Here is an 18,155-nt window from a genome sequence, read left to right on the forward strand (position 1 = left end):
GTCATTCCCCCCTGTGGGCCAGGATTGGTTCTCCGGCTGAAAACAGCTCTCTGATATGAGGCGGAATATCGTACACAATGCGGTCCTCGGACACCAGAAGCATCTTTACCTTTGCTTTCATCATGGTGGCTTTTCGATCGTTACACACCGCCTTATGGTCGGATACGATATAGTTGTCTTCAATCCAGTAGCGGCTGTTTATAACAAACTGATCAAACAACCGCAGTTCTTTCATATATCTGACGTTTACCTCAATGACAACCGGATATAGTTTCTCCCGCTCTAAATCCTCCATCATGGAAAATTCACGAAAGAAATTCCAGCGCACGGTTTCTAAATAATTTAAATAAACGGAATTATTTACATGTTTGAAAGAATCCAGTTCATGTCCCTGAACTTCAAACCAACACTGATTGGTTAAAATAATATTCATCTCCTGTCCAGTCAGATATCCATAGTCTTTATGAGCTCCGTAAAATATCTGCTTTCTTTCTCGTACATGGGCCAGCAATCGGTCTCCGGCTGATCCCAGATCTGATCGAAGCATTCCTTTTGTCTGGCAGTGTAACGGTACGCCAGTCCCTCAATCAAGTCCACCGCTTTTGAGAGTGCTTCTCTTTTTCCAGTCGTCTCATCCACCAGCCCCAGACGCAGAGCCTCCTTACCTGTGATCATATCACCTGATAAAATCAGTTTTTTTGCATTTCTTTGTCCGATTAGATTTGGAAGTCTTATCGTTCCTCCGAATCCGGGCAAAAGCCCCAGTGTAATCTCCGGGAAGGAAAACAAAGCCTGTTCAGCTGCCAGCCGGTAATTGCAGCTGAGAGCAATTTCAAGCCCAGCTCCAAAACAGGCTCCTTCAATAGCTGCAACCGTTATAAGCGGCAGGCCTTCTATGTAGGATAAGATCTTCTTCCCCTCATTCAGTTCTTTTTGAAGAATCTCCGGACAATCTTTATACGCCCTGATCCGCTCTATATTGGCACCTTTGCTGAAGTTCCTTCCGTTTCCTGTGATAATCAGTCCCTTAAAAGGATTATGATGCAGCCACTGTTTAAACTCTGTAAGATCCAGAAAAACGGCATGATCCACCATATTATCTCTTCCATTATGAAGTCTTAATACTCCGATGTTCTCTCCCGCCGTATCATATTCCACCATGGGAGCAGACTCTCTGTTCATGATTATAAGGCCTCTACGATGGCATTTTCCTTTTCATAGACCAGACAGGCAGTCTCCACCACTTCTTTAATCGTGTTAGCCGGATTCTTCAGCAGGTATTTTCCAATGTTCTGCATCTGTATGTTTAAGCTGTATTTCTTCTTTAACTGCTCAATCAATTCAACAAACATCAGAGAATCTCCATCTAAATCGTCAATTACAGATAAGTCTTCCTTAAGTTCTGTTATGGAAACCTCACACTCATCTGCTAAAAATGAGTACACCATCTCTTTGATTTCTTTCTTTGTCTCTTCATTTAATTGTTTCATATGATTTCTCCTTCGTTCTTTTCGATCATTCTTTGATATTTTTTAAAAATAAGTACAGGCACCTGCTTAAGATGACTGCAATCAACAAAAAAACAACAAGCTCTGAACTATCTGTGGTAACTCCATTGATTGACTGATTGATAAACATGGCAATGATAACTATGACAAGTACCATCTGCTTGATAACCATAACCGGAGCCAAAAGATAGCCAAACTTATTTTTTTTCATAAGTAAGATGCCTGCCAGGATTCCTGCAGGAAGCAGAATGGCAAGGTCCAGCGCCTGAATCACCAGTGTGGTGTAATGTTCCAGTTCACCTGGAACTTCCTGTTTGATCAGTGGTACACAAATCCGTTTTAACCACATCATGCCCGCCAATACAGCCGTTACAATGAGGATGACCCCTACAACCTTTTCTGGAAATCCCTCGTTTAATCTGGACTGTATATCTACTTCCCATAAAGACAGAAAGGTCAGTACAAAAGCGAAAAAACAAGCCGACAGCAATGCCACATATATGAGAAACAGTCCGTTATACATCGCTCCAAAAGAATAGGTGGTATAGGTATAAAGAAGATAGCCCAAAAGTCCAAGCAGCAGAAATCTGCCTTTTAAAGAACCTTTCCCCGCAAGAAAGAACGACCACAAAAGCGCTGGAACGCCAAGAACCAGAGTTACCCAGTCCTGGGCTCTTGCCTGTAATGCCATAGATACGGAATCATTCTTATAAAGCCCCTGTCCATAAGCCATCACCAGATTGTGGTGGATGGACCGCAGCGGGATCTCTCTGCTTCCCCCTGTTAAAAAGATTCCGCAGGCAGCCGCAATTGCGGCCAGTATAACGATTAAAATGGTTAACAAACCGATTGACTTTCTATATCTCATCATTCTCCCCATTAGATTTCATAAATCTGCTGTTTTCATACCCAAGTTCAAACGCTTTTAAATTGATACCCACCAGTTTTTCCTGTACTGCTTCTTTTATGGCTGTACGCCAAATTTCTGCCTCTATGTCCGTGGTGGCTGCCAATGCTCCGATCAGCACCACATTTACGGTCTTTTGATTTCCCGCTTCTTTGGCATAGGTGAGGGCATCAATGCTCATATAATGAATTGGCAAAGCATGAAGCTGCTCCTCCAAATCCTCCGGATACTCTGCTGTGCCGGTGATTACCGGCATAGGATCAATCCGCTGTCTGCTTGTAATTAAGGTTCCGCCCGGCTTTAGCCATTCCACGTACCTGGCCCCTTCAAGCATCTCAAAGGCAAGAATTATGTCTGCAGTTCCTCTCTCTATGATGGGAGAATAAATTTTTTCACCAAACCTCACATAGGTTACTACACTTCCGCCTCTTTGAGACATGCCGTGCACTTCGGAAACTTTCACATCAAGCCCGTTGTTTTGGGCCATCTTTCCAAGAATTCTGCTGGCGAGCACCGCTCCCTGTCCCCCAACTGCTGCTATAAGAATATTCATCTCACTTCCCCCTTTTACGCCTCTTTTTTAATAGCATCAAATTTGCAGATTCTGGCGCAAAGCCCGCAGCCTGCACAAAGTTCTTTTTTTATCTCTGCCCTGCCGCGGGAAAAGGATATGGCAGGACATCCGATCTTCATACATGCTTTGCATCCTCGGCAATTGATGATGCTTAGAGGTTCATGAATCAAAGAGGTGTTTTTAAGAAGTATACAGGGACGCTTGGTAATGATCACGGAAGGTTCTTCGGCCTGTGTCTCTTCTGTGACGATCCGCTCCAGCTCCGTGATATCATAGGCATCTACGGTTTGGATTCTTTTTACACCAATGGCCTTTGCAAGGGCCACAAAATCAACAGCCTGGCTCTTTTTACCCCGAATGGTACATCCGGTCCCCGGGTGGTCCTGGTGTCCGGTCATGGCTGTGGTTGAATTATCCAGGATAATAACCGTAATATTTCCCTGGTTATATACCACATCAATCAGACCCGTAATGCCGGAATGAACAAAGGTGGAATCCCCGATCACTGCAACGGTTTTCTTTGAGAATTCTTTTCCTCTGGCCTTCTCAAACCCAAAAGCCATTCCAATGCTGGCACCCATGCAGATGGACGTATCCATGGCACTTAAAGGTGCAAATGCCGCCAGGGTATAACAGCCGATATCCCCGGAGACATGAAGTTTCAGCTTATTTAAAACATAGAACACACCTCTGTGATGGCACCCCGGGCAAAGAACCGGCGGTCTTACGGGAATGTTTTTTGACAGTTCTGCCCTCACTCCTGCTACGGTCTCCTTAAGCACTGCTGCCCGGATGATCTCCTGATTTAACTCTCCTATCACAGGAATCACTTCTTTCCCAATAACCGAAAGCCCCCAGGACTTGATCTTCTCTTCTATAATAGGTTCCAGTTCTTCAATGACATAGACTGTATTACACTTCCTGATAAATTCCGTAATCTTTTTCCTGGGAAGGGGATAAGTCAGGCCAAGTTTTAAATAAGAAGCTTCCGGAAGCACCTCTCTGGAATATTGATACGCAATTCCGCTTGTAATGATTCCAATGTCCCTGCTCTTATATTCCACCGTGTTAAGCTCCGTGGTATCTGCAAATTCTTCCAGCTTTCTTAGCCGTTCCTCTGCTATGACTCTTCTCTTTTTTGCCACAGCCGGAGCCACGATGTACTTATTGGGATTTTTATCATACTCCTTTAACTGAAAGGGCATTTTTTCTGACAGCTCCACCATGCTTTGTGAATGGGAGATTCTCGTATTCAGCCTAAGGATCACCGGCGTATCAAATGTCTCACTGATTTCCAGCCCGCAGCCAACAAAATCCTTGCATTCCTGGCTGTCCGAGGGTTCCAGAACGGGAACCTTAGCCGCCATTCCAAAATATCTGGTATCCTGCTCATTTTGAGAACTGTGCTGGCTGGGATCATCTGCTACTGCAAGAAGCAGCCCCGCATTCACTCCCGGATAGGATACCGACATAAGCGCATCAGCCGCTACATTCAAACCTACATGTTTCATGGAAACAATGGTTCTCGCTCCTGCGATGGAAGCCCCGATTCCCACCTCTAAGGCTACTTTCTCATTGGGAGACCATTCGGTATTAATGGTTTCATATTTATTTATATTCTCTGTGATTTCCGTGCTGGGTGTCCCCGGATAGGCTGATGCAACCGTTACTCCATATTCATAAGCACCTCTTGCAACTGCTTCATTTCCTAAAAGTATATTTTTCATACGTATATCATTTCCTTTCGAAATGTTCCTGGAGATTATAAATGTCGTTTACAACCTTTTGAAAATGTTTTTCCCGTTCAGGGCTGACCACACCTGCTTCCTCCATTGAAAATTCCACAGATACCTGATTGCCAGTCACTTCAAATGAAAAGCTGCCTACCGGTGTATAGGGACCGTTTAAAATAAAAAAGGATATTTTTTTATAGCGGTCACATTCAATGATTTTATAATCTGCCTTTATTGTTCTTGAGGGAGGGCCGTTCATCTCCTGTAAAAAGACAGCGCCAGGGCCGATGGGCTCCTCTGACGGGTATTCTACGGTTTTCACACCAGGACGCCATTTCTTATTGTTCCTTCCATCTAATATAAATTCAAAGATTTGATCTAATTCTCCGTCTATCACGACGCTTGCATTTGCATATGCCACCGCTTTATCTCCTTTATCTGTTGTACTAAAAAACTTCATTATCTCCAATCACCAGATTACAAGTATCTCCAAGATTGACCGGGGACTTTGTAAGGGGCGTGTATGCTATAAGGTTACTGTATTCTGTACTTTTACTAAATCCGGCATGGTTAAAATAATCCGCATAAATAGTAGAGCCTGACACATTAATGAGGGAAACCGGGGTTTTTATAGTCCCCGCTGCCTTTAATAATTTGAGAAAAATGGTCTCATTTTCTGCTTCCACATCAAGAATATGAATCCGTTGAAACGGCTGGTAATATTTATAAACCACGTATCCCCGCACTTTCTCCTCTTCCTGACAGATAAATATCCTGTAATCTACCGAGGGACGTTCCAGATAACGCCAGGAAAAATAATCCGCCTCTTTTAGTATGGAAAACGATCTTCCGGCAGAAATTTTTAAGCTGAATTCCGATAAACTCTCTTTCCACAACGGAAAATCCAGAGGAGTGATGGGAATGATGCTATCATCCTTCCTTTCACCCAAAACCTCTTCTTCCATCTTTTTTTCCAGATAATAATTCCTGGGAAATATGGTCCACCCTACTCTCCGGTGGCCCGGAAGGGAATTTTCATTTGGCAATCCAATTAAAATTTTTATTCCCTGTTCACCGGCTTCTAAAAGCACATACCGCCCAAGCTTTGTAAACAAATGGCACCCCTGATATTCTGGTGTAACAAACACATTGTTGCACAGCCCGCTTTTTACCAGCTGCCCATGAAAGACAGCCTGACTTCGCAGGATACAGTATCCTGCACACAAAACCTTCTGATCAAAGGCTCCATAGACAAAATTACGGGGATGAAAGATCCATTTATAATCCCGCATTTCAAAGGACCGGTTAAATGCATGTTCCCAGCCTTCCACAAACGCAAGCCTCTCCCACTCTTTCGTAAGCAGTCTGATTTCCATGGCACATACCTCACATCATTGGTTTCACTTAAGTAATTTTTTTGCTTCCAGGTTCTTTGCCAGCTCCGCAAATGTCATGGTTTTATCCACTTCTTCATCTTCAATATCCATATCCAGCATCCCGCACAGTTCAATAATGAACTGAACCAGATTCATGGAATCAAATCTCCTTGTCTCTTCCAGCCTGGTAGAGGGCCGAATATCGTCATCCTCAAAAACATCTGCGGCAAGTGTCATAATCATATCTAACATAGTTCCATTCCCCTTTTCTATTCCGCTTATTTTTTATCATTTTCTTTCTTTAGATAGCATCCACCCCAGGAAAGACCACCTCCGAAAGCTGCAAGAAATACATGATCCTCATTGTGGGCTTCTTCCGACTCAAGATATTCATTTAAGGCAATGAGAACAGAAGCACCAGCTGTATTCGCATATTTTTCCACATTGATAAAAAATTTTTCAATGGAAATGTCCGTACGCCGGGCGATTTCTTTGATAATATTTAAGTTGGCCTGATGCGTGATGATCCTGTCTGCCGTCACCGCATTCCTTTTTGACAGAAGTTCAATCAACTCACTTCCTTTTTCACAGGCAAAGCGGTACACGCTTTGTCCTTCCATGGAAAAATAATAATCCCGTTCCTTTTTTACTGCTGATGCCGGAAGCATGCTTCCTCCTGCCGGAACCTGGATTACATCACAGCCGCTTCCGTCTGAAAAAAGCTGAATATCCATAAGCTCATAGGTTCCATGACCGGATAAAAGAACGGCCGCCGCCCCATCTCCAAAATAGGGGTACGTGGCAATATCTTTGGGATTTAATAATTTGCTGTATACCTCTGAAGCCGCCACGATCACGTTCTTTGCCCCATCCTTTATAAGAGAAGATGCGATTTTCAGTCCGTAGATTCCTCCGCTGCAGACTGAATTAATGTCAAAAGCACAGGCATTTTTTAATCCGCAGATTTCCTGGATTCTGGTAGCAGTCGCAGGATGTATCCGGTCAGGAGATGATGTGGCACAAATAAGGACATCAATCTTAGCCGGATCGATACCGGTCTTATGAAAGAGCTGTTTCACTGCCAAAGCTCCAATATCTGAAGTGCATTCATCTGTTACGTGCCTTCTTGTCTTAATTCCTGCCTTTTCTTCAATGAGCTGCCGGTATTTTGGCGGAAACTGGGTTAAGTCATGGTTGGATATTTCATTGGACGGCAGGTATTGTGCCGTATTTACGATAAAAGCCATCATTCATCTCCCTTGTGTATGTATCAGAATAATTGAAATTCCTGGTTCATCTCATCAACCACCCTTTTAAAACCAGGGGATTCTAAAAAGGATTGGCGATATTTTGATAAATTCTTTTTCATATTCTCATCTTTTATTACCTGAAGAATCAACGCCTTTAAATTATCTTTCCTGAACTCTTGGGTATTTGCCATAAACAGCTTTCCGCAGCCATCCGCTTCCACTACTCGTCCATTGCTGGCCTGTTCTGCATGCCCGGGGCATATAATAAGGGGAGTTTCATAAAGAATAGAATCACTGATGCTGTTAAAACCTCCGTGGGAGATAAACAATACAGAACGCTTTAGTACGTTGCGGTATTCTTCCAGACTGAGGTTTTCGTATATCTTTACATGATCCGGTAAGTTGACTTCATTCACTTTATTGTTTTTGTTGCCGCCAAAAGATACTACAACCTGATATCCCAAGTCTTTGGAGGCATCAATGCAGATATCCCAGTAGGTATGGCTGAAGCAGATGGTCCCAAGGCTGATAAATATGGTGTCTTTTTTCTCGGTGAGAGTTTCTTTATCCACAAAGGCGGGGCCTACAAATTTAACATTAGAAGGATATTTATAGCCGCCGGGATGAAAATCCTTAGATGTCACCACCATGGTGAATTTTCCTTCCGGCTCCATGATATTCCATGGTTTGTCAACCACCTTGCCATACTGCTTTTCCAGCCGTTTAATGATAGCGTTAAATTTCATGATATAGGGAATGGAAACCGCCGCGCTTTTTACCAGACTCAGTGTAAATGCAGGCGTTTCTTTCATCATGATCTTATCTCCCATAAAGCTGCTTACAAAATACACATACGGAATCTGAAAGTACCTGGCAGCGATCTTGCTCCAGATGGCTAAGGTATCGCATATAATAAGATCCGGCTTCTCTTTTTCTACCTCTTTCATGATGAAGGGAAGAATCTTCTCCGTAAATGTATAAAATATATAAAGCAGATTCATAAACTGGGACTGGAGTTTCTCGTCTGCAGCAAGCGTATTGTAATAATGATAGAAATCATCAGGATATTTCCGTAAATCCACTCCATCCATCTGGTCAAACTTGTGGAAATACTGCTCAAAGGTATAGTAGATAAGGGTTACATTTCGCCGGGACAATTCCTTACACAGGTTGAGCTGCGGGTTTACGTGTCCTGATACCGGAAGACTGATAAACATGATCTTTTTCAATTTCCTTTTTCTCCTTCTCTTCTAACTCTTTCATTAAAACTGTTGCCTCATATAACTGTTCGAAGGTTCCCGCATCGGTCCATTTGGAAGTTAAAATTCCATAGGTAAGCTTTCCCTGTTCTGCATAATGGTGGAGAACATCAGTGGTTTCATATTCATTTCTTGCGCTTAGTTTCATCTGTTTCAACAGTTCAAATACCTCTGGCTTAAAAATCCATAAACCGGTGTTTACATAATTGGAAAAGGGCTCTTTCGGCTTTTCCACCAGCCTGGTGATCTTATTTTTCTTAAATTCAACAACGCCGTAAAGCTTTGGATTTTCCGACTGAGTAATGAGAATCTTAGCACTGAATTCTTCCTTTTCTGTTTCAAAAAGCTTTACAAAGGAGGTTAAATCTTCCGTCACGATATTATCGCCAAGAATGACCATAAACTCGTCGCCTCTTACAAATTCTTCCGCACATAATAAGGCTGCTCCGGTTCCTTCGTTGCCTTCCTGAATCTCATAATGAAGCTTTACCCCAAATTCTTCACCGGTCTTTAACAGCTTGTAGAAATGCCCTAAATATTCTCCGCTTGTTACGATGAGGATATCTTTGATTCCCACTTTAGCCAGGGTCTCTATGGGGTAATAAATCATGGGTTTTTTATAGACTGGAAGCAAATGCTTGTTGGTAATGATCGTTAACGGATTAAGACGCGTTCCGTGACCTCCTGCTAAAATAACACCTCTCATAAACAGCACCTCTCTACTTATGTGATTTTTTGTTTCTCTCAAGTTCCCTTTTTATTTGTTTTTTTAAAACAGAATATCTCCAATTCATAAAAGCCAGATGATTTGGAACCAGGCAAAAAACATAATATTTATGCACAAACTTATTTTTTCCAGATAGTATATGAATATTTTCCAGGATGACTCCGCCATCAGCGGGGTGTAAATTAAAGTATGCCCTCCCGCTCATGGGGCCGCCTGCTCCGCTAAGGACAATTGATTTTCCCATCACCACTTCTGTCACCTTTAATTTGTAATAGAACAGCGGCATGGTAAAACAGATTGTTCCAATGCAGCCTACTTCCAGTTTTTTACGATCAAAGCTGATCCAGAGGGCTGGTATGAAGTCAAACCAGTTATGGAACTTTTCTCTGTCATACACATATTCAAAAACTATGTCTATATGATTCTTTGAAATGGGAATAAAAACCTGTGACCGTATCTCTATTTTTTCTTCATTCTTTAACCAATCCATGGAATATCCGCCTCTGTGGAATACTACTCGTTTTTCATATGACGCAGTGCCTTTTCGTCCTGTTTTGTCATCAGTTTGCAAATCAGGGAGCTCATAATCTCATTGATCCTGTTTTCTTTTTTAGTCAATTCTGCATTTAGTCCGATTTCTTTTAATAAAGCTTCAATGGAAATAACATCGTCAGCTTCTGTGGCTTTTGCCTTATCTATGTACATGGAAATGCCCAATTCCTGAAAGCGTTTTACGGTAGGTGTCCCTGTTGGAGTCAGGCCTCTGTACCGGAAATATTCCGGCAGCATACCTTCTTCTCCTCCAACTTTAATGGTAGTGTCTTTAATGAATTTATCTTCTACGCCATTTTCTTTCTTTCGCTGGGGCCAGTGATAATCTTCCAGTTTCAAACCACATGCTACATTAAAAGCGTTTTGAAGCTGATAAATACGCTCTCCTGCACAGTACATGTCTTCATCGGTTAAATCCATATTGAATATTGCATTTGTGACCTCTGCGAATTCATTAAAATAAGCAGCGCCCGCACTTGGGAGTGCAGTTATGGCAAAAAGGCACAGTCCCAGGCAGTCAATAACGTACTTATAATTTTCATGCCAGCACACCACTCGGCCTTTTTTCTCCACCTTGGAAAAATTCTTCTCGGCTTTTGTTTTAAAAATATGTTTTGAAACGACTTCGGAGAAAAATCCGCCAAAAACTGCGGTAAATACATAACCCTTCAGATGATCTGCCCCTCTGGTGGAAGTAAGATAGCTTAAGGACTTGGCCAGATGAGAATTTGAATGAAGCCCGGAAGAGGACTTTCGGATACAGAATGCATACTCTTCTGCATGCAGCACGATGGAGGCCCGGTAGGCACCTTCAGCGGCAATATCTCCAATCCCTTCCCTGCGGCAGATCTTATACATCAATTCTTCCACATCATCTGGATTACCAAATTCATAGGTCTTTTCCGGATCTTTAATGATTCCTCTTTGATAACACTCTAAGAGAAACCCAATGGTGGAGCCGCCCTCAATGGCGTCAAACCCAAGATTATCACTTAGATTTTTCAGATGAAGTATGCTGGCCCAGTCAAAGATACCGTTTAACGGGCCAATACCTGCTACGGCTCCATAGTCCAGACGATCTCCTTTTTCTCCTTTATACCGTCCTTCTTTGATCTCATATTCTCTGGCGCACCCAACCGGGCAGTAGATACATGCTTTTCGTTTCGTCTCATGTTTGTATAAAAAGTTTTCGGCATATAAGTCTTTGACCTTTTTATCATCGGCCGCCTGAAAATTCCGGATTGGCAAGGCTCCCTGTTTGTGATACCGTTTGATCAGCATTAAAGTTCCCTGAATGCTTCCGGATTTTAAAATGACCGATGCACGGCATTTTTTGATCCACTGATCCCGGATTTCCTTAATCTGCTGTGAATCAAATACCTGAGGTTTTCCAATCTTTCTTTCTACTACAATGGCTTTCAGCCTCTTCGCCCCCATGACACAACCCATGCCGGTTCTTCCTGCCACATGGCATTTGGACATGATGACGCTTGCAAAACGCACCAGATTCTCTCCCGCAGGCCCAATGCATGTAACTTCCGAACCTTTTCCATGACGCTCTGCCAGCAGATCGGTGACCTTCTCCGTCTGCATTCCCCAGAGCCCGGCGGCATCTAAGATTTCTATCTCCCCGCTGCTCTTAATGAGAACATACACCGGATGACCGGACCTTCCGGAAAATACCAGATGATCGATACCCACCGCGCGGAGTCTGACGTTAAATTCTCCGCCCACATTGGAATCTCCATATGCGTCGGTAATGGGACTCTTTGCCGTAATTGTACAACGGTTACTGGCCGGAAGTCCGGTACCTACACTTGGCCCGACACCAAAAATCAATAAATTTTTTTCTGAAAGCGCATCATATTCTGCCGCATCAGAGTCGTACAAAATCTTTGTATTGATTCCTGGCCCTCCTATGTAGTTCTTTCTAAGTTCTCTGGTGATCGCTTCTAATTTCACATCACCAGTGGTCAAATTAATATAAGCAATCTGATTTTCATGAGTATCTTCCACGATCACCAGCCTCCTTGCTGTATCCGCCTGTTTTTTCCGGAGTTCGGCTGCGGGTATAGGTATTTTGCAAAAGACCCAAAATTTCAGTTATCACCATGAGAACAATAGTGAGTATAACAATCCATACTCCCTGGAAACAGGCGGCTGCATAGCACACAAGACCAATAAGCACTTCTATTACCAGTACGATTCGGGTACGGATCCCATAAACTTTTTTCTCCACTTCATCTAAAGGTTTATTTAAGTTTTCCACAGGAGCCAGAAATGCCACCAGGCAGGAGGACAGAATCAGGAATACCAGACCTGCGCCCCGCTCCACCATTTCGGGAGGGGTGCGCAAAAGCAGGAGAATGATAACGATTACCGCATTTGACATTAAATAACACAACAATGGGTTACCTGCATGATACCCTCCCGCATGGCAGCGAAGAGGAATGAAAAGTGCCAGAAACAGAAAACTTTCCAGTATCTGCCCCATTGCAGCTCCTATTAAAGCTGCGGTTAAAATGTTAAAAATATTCAGTAACAGAATCTCAAGACCAAACTGATAAACAGTCCTGTCCTCTTCCTTAAATCTCCCCATTGAGATCAGCTGATCAGCTATCATATTGCTTAATTTACTGACCATAGCATTAGAATTTTCTTAATTTCTTTACTTCTTTTGGCATCTCTGGCTGATAATAAATATATCCACACGCCACATTACTTGTTGTCACTGCGGAAACAAGAGCAAGACCAGACACCATGTTTCCCATAATAACAGATAATTTTTTCATTTTTATACACTCCTTTGTATTAGAATATTAAGTTAAGTTACTTAATTTCGCATAGTATAGCATAACCTTTTTCGCTGTGAAATATCTTTTCATTTTCTCTGTAAAAATAAGCAAATTCTCTTATATTTCTTTTTTCTTCTCTTTTTTTCTCATTTTACCGCACTTTTTTTCTACTTTTTTTAACATTACTATGATAAAATGTTATCTAGTAAAAGAATGGAAGGAGACAGAGAATATCATGATTAAAATTGCAATCTGTGATGATGAGCCCATATTTATTGAGCAGATTAAATCCATGATAAAAAGCACATTATCAGGGGCACAAATCTCTTACTTAACCGATTCTTTCACATCAGGGGAGAGTTTGTGTGAAAAACTAAAAGGAGGTACTTTTTATGATTTGGCATTTCTGGATATCAGTATGAATGGTATGAACGGCATTGAAGCCGGGGAAAGATTGAGACACTATTTTCAAATTAAAAAAACGATTATTATCTACATTTCTTCCTATGATAACCGGGCAAAAGAAGTTTTCTGCTTAGACACTTTTCGCTTTTTGTCAAAGCCCATTGATCCTGAGCTTTTTAAAAAAGATCTTTTAAGTGCCTGTAACCGGTTAAGTGAAATACGGGATGATTTTTTTTGTTTTAAAGATATCACCAGAGGACAATGTAATATTCCCATTGAAGATATTATCTATTTAGAAATATCCAAAGGTCATAAAATCAATGTAATAACGAAAGACATCATCTATGTTTTCTATGGAAAACTATCGGAGGCATTTAAGAAATTAGAAACAAAAGGATTTTTATTGATTCATCATTCCATTTTGATCAATTATTATCATATCAGGCAGATCTCTTATGAGAAAGTACTCATGTCTAATGACGCTGAACTGGCAATCAGCGGCCCAAAACGGAAGGAAATAAGGGCGAACTATATGCAGCTCAGGAAAAATAAGGAAGATGACAGATGAACGTAATTATTACATATTTATTTATGAATATCCTTCGAACTTATGTGATATATGATTTTATTGATACATTCCTCAAAAAAAGGAAAGCCCCCGTCTGGGTCATTGGAATTGCTTATACGGCCTACTATCTTGCAGGGGCATATCTGTATTTTAATTTATTTAATCCAATTTTAAATATCGCATTTAATCTGACTGCCTTTTTTGTAATTTGTTTTTTATATAAAACTTCAGTATTTAAGCGCCTCCTTGCTGCTTCTTTTATTTACATCCTGTCTCTTACAAGCGAAGATTGTACGGCGGCAGCACTCGTTCTTTTTATAGGAGCTTCTTTTAAAACCATAATACAACAGGACCATTTTGTAATCATTGGAATCATCTTATCAAATACTATGATGTTTGGTCTGGTTAAATGGAGTAAAGTCTTTTTTTATAAACAGGAGGTTTATAACGCAGATATTAAACCGCTTCGCTGGCTGGCTATGTTTTTGATTCCTGCGGGAAGTATCTATATCTTAAACAGTATGACATTGGAGATAATCTCCAATCAGACTGAATCTTCATTTTTATTGGCAAGTGCAACTCTTATTATGCTGGTCATTAATATTTTACTGTTTTACTTATATGATAAGCTTTTGCTGGAAGAGAATTTAAAGTATGAGAATCTTCTGCTCTCCCAGCAGAACGCTGCCTACGAAAAGCAATCGGTTCTGATCCAGCGGTTTCAAAAAAGTCTGCGGGAAGACCGCCATAACCTGCACAATCATCTGGCAGCCATATCCGGTCTGGCTGAACAGGGGCAAAACGCAGTATTGATCGAATATATTAAAAAGCTTACGGTCAATGTAAAAGTCCAGGAAGCCGGGATCAACAGCGGGCACCCCGTTATTGATGCATTAATTAACAATAAGCTTTATCTCTCCCAGCATTTTTATGTTAAAACGGATGTAAATATCCGTCTGCCCAAAATTCTTGAAATAGATAAGATGGACCTCACCATTATTTTAGGAAACCTTTTGGACAATGCACTGGAAGCCTGTATTAAACTTCCAAGAGAGCAAAGGGAGATCCTCATCCAAGTTTCCGCTCTCCACGGTGTTCTTACTATACAGGTGGTAAATACCTATGATTCCTCCCAGCTAAGTATCAAAGACGGAAAACCATACTCTACAAAAAAAGATAAGACCTGGCATGGAATCGGGCTGAATTCCGTTAATCATACCATCAAAAAATATAACGGAGTTTTTGAATGTAATTACGGCGAACCTCAGGAAGGAAAAAAAGGACTCTTTACTGTAAATGTTCTGTTATATCTGCCTGATGAAGCTTTCTAACCACATGTTATGTAAGAAAAGGAGAATACCATGCCAGATACAAATCAAATCAGTAAAAATTATAATATTTTAGTATGCTGCAGTGATACACAGTCGGAAGAACCTCAGCAGATCCTCATCGAATACAAGTTAGCCATCTACGTAAACGGCGTTCGTTATGTTAACCTGATCTGCACCCATAAGAATTTACATGAATTAGTTCTCGGAAATTTATTTACGGAAGGGATTATTCACAAAATATCAGAAATAATATCCATTGAAATCGAAGAAGACCAGGGAAAAGCATTTGTGAAATTAACCAGAAACGATATATTTAAAGATATGATTGAGGCAACCGAAGGAATCCGCACAGTTACCACTGCCTGTGGAAAACAGCATTCTATCGCTTATTATCTTATGAACGATGGAGATCTGACTCCGTTGGAACGCTCTTTTACCATTACCTTTTCAACGGTTTTATCTTATATGAATGACTTTCAAAAAAGCAGTGACATCTATAAAACAACCAGGGGAATCCATTCCTGTGCATTGTATAATGACCGCGGGCCGCTCTATCTGATGGAGGATATTGGCAGGCATAATGCCGTGGATAAGGTCCTGGGCTTCGCCATTGATCACGACATTGACCTGTCTGAAACCGTTCTCATTACCAGTGGCAGAGTCCCCAATGATATGATAATAAAAATTATAAAAGCAAAAATCCCCATCCTGGTGGCCCGCTCGGTTCCCACAGATGCGGCTATTGAAATGGCCCAAAAATATAATGTAACTCTGGCTGGTTTTGCAAGAGGAACCAAAATGAATTTGTATGCCAATGAACAAAGGCTTCTCTTTGAATGAGTTAACACGAAAACCCTCAGCGTACTGAGGGTTTTCGTCTAAGCAATTAATTTATTTCCTTTAACTCACCTGAAATCATATATATGGTTCTTTCACATATATTTGTGGAATGGTCAGCAATTCTTTCAAGGTACCGTCCTAAGAACATAAGTTTCGTCCCCTGTTTTGTAAGTTCTCTTTTTTCTGTAATAATATTAAGGATATCATTAATAACGGTTTCATAGAGGCTGTCAACCTCCTCATCCCTCTCAGCAGCTTTTTCTGCCAGAACAATATCCTGATTTACAAAGGCGTCAATGCTCATTTTTAACATTTTCCGGCCAATTTCTGCCATCTTTGGTATATCGGTGATGGAATTAATGATTGGTTCTTTTCCTATCTCAAGTGTAATATTTGCAATATTTACCGCATTGTCTCCCATTCTTTCCAGATCTGTTATAATTTTCAGAACTGATGTAATTGTCCTTAAGTCCTTGGCGAGAGGCTGCTGAAGAGCAAGAAGCATGATACACTCCTTTTCAATTTCAAGCTCTAACTCATCTATTTCGTCATCTTTATCACTTACGCTTTTAGCTAGATCAAGATTCTGTGTCTGTGAAGAAGTGACTGCGATTTCAATAATATGATCGACCAGGGCTCCCATTTCTACTACCTTCTGCTTTACTTCAGTCATCTTCTGTGTAAAATGTTCTCTAACCAAAATTCCCATCTCCTTTTTTAGCCGAATCTACCGGTAAGGTAGTCGTTAGTCCGATTATCCCTGGGGAATGAAAAAACTTCCTGGGTATAGCCTTGTTCTATTAAATCTCCCATCAGCATGAATGCTACCCGGTCCGCAATACGGCCGGCCTGCTGAACCGTGTGGGGAGCAATGACGATGGTATACTGCTCTTTCAGCTGAACTAAAGATTCCTCAATCTTCGCTGTTGATATGGGGTCAAGTGCCGAACATGGTCTGTCGAGCAGAATAACCTCCGGCTCAAGAGCCAGAACCCTGGCAATGCACAGACGCTGCTGCTGGCCGCCTGATAATCTGGCTGCGGGAGTATCCAGTCTGTCTTTGACATCATCCCAGAGAGCAGACATACGCAGAGACGTTTCTACTTTTTCTTCCAGATCTGTCTTAGATCTCATTCCTCCCATACGGGGTCCCAATGCCACATTGTCAAAAATGGACATAGGCAGAGGCGTTGGTACATCAAAAACCATCCCTACCCTGCGGCGCAGTTCTGTCACATTAACGTCCGGATCGAAGATGTTTTTCCCATCTAAAAGTATTTCACCTTCCTGACGGGCTCCCACAGTTAAGTCACAAAGACGGTTCAATGTGCGAAGCAGTGTTGTGATACCGCTGTTTGCCGGACCGAAAATACCAAGAATCCGGTTTTTGGGTATTTCCAGGTTCATTTCTTTAATAACCTGATTTTGTTCATAATAGAAATTCAATCCCTTTATATCTATTTTTGCTTTCTGCGTCATTTTTCACCTCTTAACGGCCCTTCGCTATGAAGCGATTGACCAGCATATTGAAACCTACATTAAGCAGAAGAATCAGAATAATAAGGAGCGCTGCCGTTCCGTAAGCGTTATCCATGGATATTCCCTCCCTCGCCAGTATATAAAAATGTACTGCCATCGTCCGGGTTGGGGAAAACAGTGATTCAGGCATACGAAGCGCTGAACCGGCCGTTAAAATAACAGCTGCTGTTTCAGCTACACATCTGCCGATACTTAATATCACTCCATTTACAATACCAGGAAGCGCTGATGGGAGTACCGTCCTGGTTATGGTCTGTAATTTCGTCAATCCCAGAGAGAAGCCTACCTCTCTGTACAACTGGGGAACAGTACGGATTGCCTCTTCGGATGTACGTATGATTGTAGGCAGAATCATAATCGCCATGGTTAATCCGCCGGATAAAATTGACCAGCCCATTTTTAAGTATATCACAAAAAAGATAAAACCGAAAAGTCCATATACAATAGAAGGAATCCCTGCCAGAGATTCGGCACTGAAACGGATAATACGGGTGATTCTTCCCTCTCTTGTGTACTCAGTAAGATAGATCGCTGTTCCAATTCCAAATGGTGTTGCCACAATAACGGCCACTGCAGTTACAACCAGAGTCCCGGCAATAGAGGAGGCAATACCGCCGGAACGCCCCATGTCCCTGGGAATATCTGTTAAAAATTCCCAGCTGAGCATAGGGATACCCTTTATTAGTATATATGCAATTATGGAAAAAAGAATGGCTATAACAAAAAGAGCCGCTGTCCAAATTGTGAATTTTGCTATCTTTTGTGAAGTGTTTGCATTCATTCTCATAGTG

22 protein-coding genes are annotated in these 18,155 nt (G+C 41.6%); 3 read left to right on the forward strand and 19 right to left on the reverse strand.

Translation table 11 applies throughout. The features are described 5' to 3' along the window. Position 1: 1 nt before the first annotated feature. Genes DS742_RS09655 through DS742_RS09730 form a run of 16 tightly spaced genes read right to left on the reverse strand, consistent with a single transcriptional unit; the run spans position 2 to position 12,678 of the window. Entirely contained in the window at positions 2-433 is a 432-nt protein-coding gene (locus tag DS742_RS09655) for an acyl-CoA thioesterase (protein ID WP_170313415.1), read from the reverse strand. 11 nt (positions 434-444) lie between these two features. Then, positions 445-1,182, reverse strand: a complete 738-nt coding sequence (locus DS742_RS09660) for an enoyl-CoA hydratase/isomerase family protein (RefSeq protein WP_117416794.1) — start codon at positions 1,180-1,182, stop codon at positions 445-447. A gap of 2 nt (positions 1,183-1,184) precedes the next feature. Beyond that, positions 1,185-1,490, reverse strand: a complete 306-nt coding sequence (locus DS742_RS09665; RefSeq protein WP_117416795.1) for an acyl carrier protein — start codon at positions 1,488-1,490, stop codon at positions 1,185-1,187. Between the two features lie 25 nt (positions 1,491-1,515). Then, the gene (locus DS742_RS09670; RefSeq protein WP_147325753.1) at positions 1,516-2,379 is read right to left on the reverse strand and encodes a hypothetical protein; all 864 of its coding nucleotides are present in this window, start codon (positions 2,377-2,379) and stop codon (positions 1,516-1,518) included. After that, on the reverse strand, positions 2,366-2,968 hold the full coding sequence (locus tag DS742_RS09675) for an indolepyruvate oxidoreductase subunit beta (RefSeq protein ID WP_117416797.1): 603 nt from the start codon (positions 2,966-2,968) through the stop codon (positions 2,366-2,368). Before DS742_RS09675 ends, DS742_RS09670 begins: the two co-directional genes overlap by 14 nt. A gap of 14 nt (positions 2,969-2,982) precedes the next feature. Next, positions 2,983-4,722, reverse strand: a complete 1,740-nt coding sequence (iorA, locus tag DS742_RS09680) for an indolepyruvate ferredoxin oxidoreductase subunit alpha (RefSeq protein ID WP_367575500.1) — start codon at positions 4,720-4,722, stop codon at positions 2,983-2,985. A 1-nt stretch (position 4,723) separates the two neighbouring features. After that, complete coding sequence (locus DS742_RS09685) at positions 4,724-5,143, reverse strand: SRPBCC family protein (RefSeq protein ID WP_147325755.1); 420 nt, start codon at positions 5,141-5,143, stop codon at positions 4,724-4,726. Positions 5,144-5,168: 25 nt separating this feature from the next. Continuing rightward, a complete protein-coding gene (locus DS742_RS09690) occupies positions 5,169-6,098 on the reverse strand; it encodes a GNAT family N-acetyltransferase (protein ID WP_117416800.1) in 930 nt (309 codons plus the stop codon). A gap of 24 nt (positions 6,099-6,122) precedes the next feature. After that, a complete protein-coding gene (locus DS742_RS09695) occupies positions 6,123-6,350 on the reverse strand; it encodes a hypothetical protein (protein ID WP_117416801.1) in 228 nt (75 codons plus the stop codon). 26 nt (positions 6,351-6,376) lie between these two features. Continuing rightward, complete coding sequence (locus DS742_RS09700; protein ID WP_170313416.1) at positions 6,377-7,345, reverse strand: 3-oxoacyl-ACP synthase III family protein; 969 nt, start codon at positions 7,343-7,345, stop codon at positions 6,377-6,379. A 23-nt stretch (positions 7,346-7,368) separates the two neighbouring features. After that, entirely contained in the window at positions 7,369-8,577 is a 1,209-nt protein-coding gene (locus DS742_RS09705; protein ID WP_117416803.1) for a nucleotide disphospho-sugar-binding domain-containing protein, read from the reverse strand. After that, positions 8,510-9,313: a sugar phosphate nucleotidyltransferase gene (locus DS742_RS09710; RefSeq protein WP_117416804.1), complete on the reverse strand. Its 804-nt coding sequence runs from the start codon at positions 9,311-9,313 to the stop codon at positions 8,510-8,512. Before DS742_RS09710 ends, DS742_RS09705 begins: the two co-directional genes overlap by 68 nt. Positions 9,314-9,326: 13 nt before the next feature. Continuing rightward, a complete protein-coding gene (locus tag DS742_RS09715) occupies positions 9,327-9,824 on the reverse strand; it encodes a hypothetical protein (RefSeq protein WP_117416805.1) in 498 nt (165 codons plus the stop codon). A 23-nt stretch (positions 9,825-9,847) separates the two neighbouring features. Continuing rightward, complete coding sequence (locus tag DS742_RS09720; protein ID WP_147325757.1) at positions 9,848-11,902, reverse strand: aldehyde ferredoxin oxidoreductase family protein; 2,055 nt, start codon at positions 11,900-11,902, stop codon at positions 9,848-9,850. Then, positions 11,886-12,530, reverse strand: a complete 645-nt coding sequence (locus DS742_RS09725; RefSeq protein ID WP_117416807.1) for an accessory gene regulator B family protein — start codon at positions 12,528-12,530, stop codon at positions 11,886-11,888. Before DS742_RS09725 ends, DS742_RS09720 begins: the two co-directional genes overlap by 17 nt. A 4-nt stretch (positions 12,531-12,534) precedes the next feature. Then, on the reverse strand, positions 12,535-12,678 hold the full coding sequence (locus tag DS742_RS09730; RefSeq protein WP_117416808.1) for a cyclic lactone autoinducer peptide: 144 nt from the start codon (positions 12,676-12,678) through the stop codon (positions 12,535-12,537). A gap of 238 nt (positions 12,679-12,916) precedes the next feature. Here DS742_RS09730 and DS742_RS09735 point away from each other — a divergent pair, with 238 nt between their 5' ends. Genes DS742_RS09735 through fdhD form a run of 3 tightly spaced genes read left to right on the forward strand, consistent with a single transcriptional unit; the run spans position 12,917 to position 15,825 of the window. Further along, complete coding sequence (locus DS742_RS09735) at positions 12,917-13,654, forward strand: LytR/AlgR family response regulator transcription factor (RefSeq protein WP_170313417.1); 738 nt, start codon at positions 12,917-12,919, stop codon at positions 13,652-13,654. After that, positions 13,651-14,985: a sensor histidine kinase gene (locus DS742_RS09740; RefSeq protein WP_117416810.1), complete on the forward strand. Its 1,335-nt coding sequence runs from the start codon at positions 13,651-13,653 to the stop codon at positions 14,983-14,985. The genes DS742_RS09735 and DS742_RS09740 overlap by 4 nt, the downstream gene beginning before the upstream one ends. 30 nt (positions 14,986-15,015) lie before the next feature. Continuing rightward, positions 15,016-15,825 (forward strand): formate dehydrogenase accessory sulfurtransferase FdhD, encoded by an 810-nt coding sequence (gene fdhD, locus DS742_RS09745; RefSeq protein ID WP_117416811.1) that lies wholly within the window; start codon positions 15,016-15,018, stop codon positions 15,823-15,825. A gap of 46 nt (positions 15,826-15,871) precedes the next feature. Here the strand turns inward: fdhD and phoU are convergent, their stop codons facing one another. From phoU to pstA, 3 genes are read right to left on the reverse strand one after another with little or no spacing between them, the layout of a single operon-like run. After that, positions 15,872-16,525 carry a phosphate signaling complex protein PhoU gene (gene phoU / locus DS742_RS09750; protein ID WP_117416812.1) on the reverse strand — a complete coding sequence of 218 codons (654 nt, stop codon included), beginning with the start codon at positions 16,523-16,525 and terminating at the stop codon, positions 15,872-15,874. 17 nt (positions 16,526-16,542) lie between these two features. Continuing rightward, on the reverse strand, positions 16,543-17,304 hold the full coding sequence (locus DS742_RS09755) for a phosphate ABC transporter ATP-binding protein (RefSeq protein ID WP_117416813.1): 762 nt from the start codon (positions 17,302-17,304) through the stop codon (positions 16,543-16,545). A gap of 10 nt (positions 17,305-17,314) precedes the next feature. Then, a complete protein-coding gene (pstA, locus tag DS742_RS09760) occupies positions 17,315-18,151 on the reverse strand; it encodes a phosphate ABC transporter permease PstA (protein WP_117416814.1) in 837 nt (278 codons plus the stop codon). Positions 18,152-18,155: the final 4 nt, after the last annotated feature.

Origin of the sequence: Lacrimispora amygdalina, assembly GCF_003432035.1 — a bacterium.
In the GTDB taxonomy this organism is placed as follows: domain Bacteria; phylum Bacillota; class Clostridia; order Lachnospirales; family Lachnospiraceae; genus Lacrimispora; species Lacrimispora amygdalina.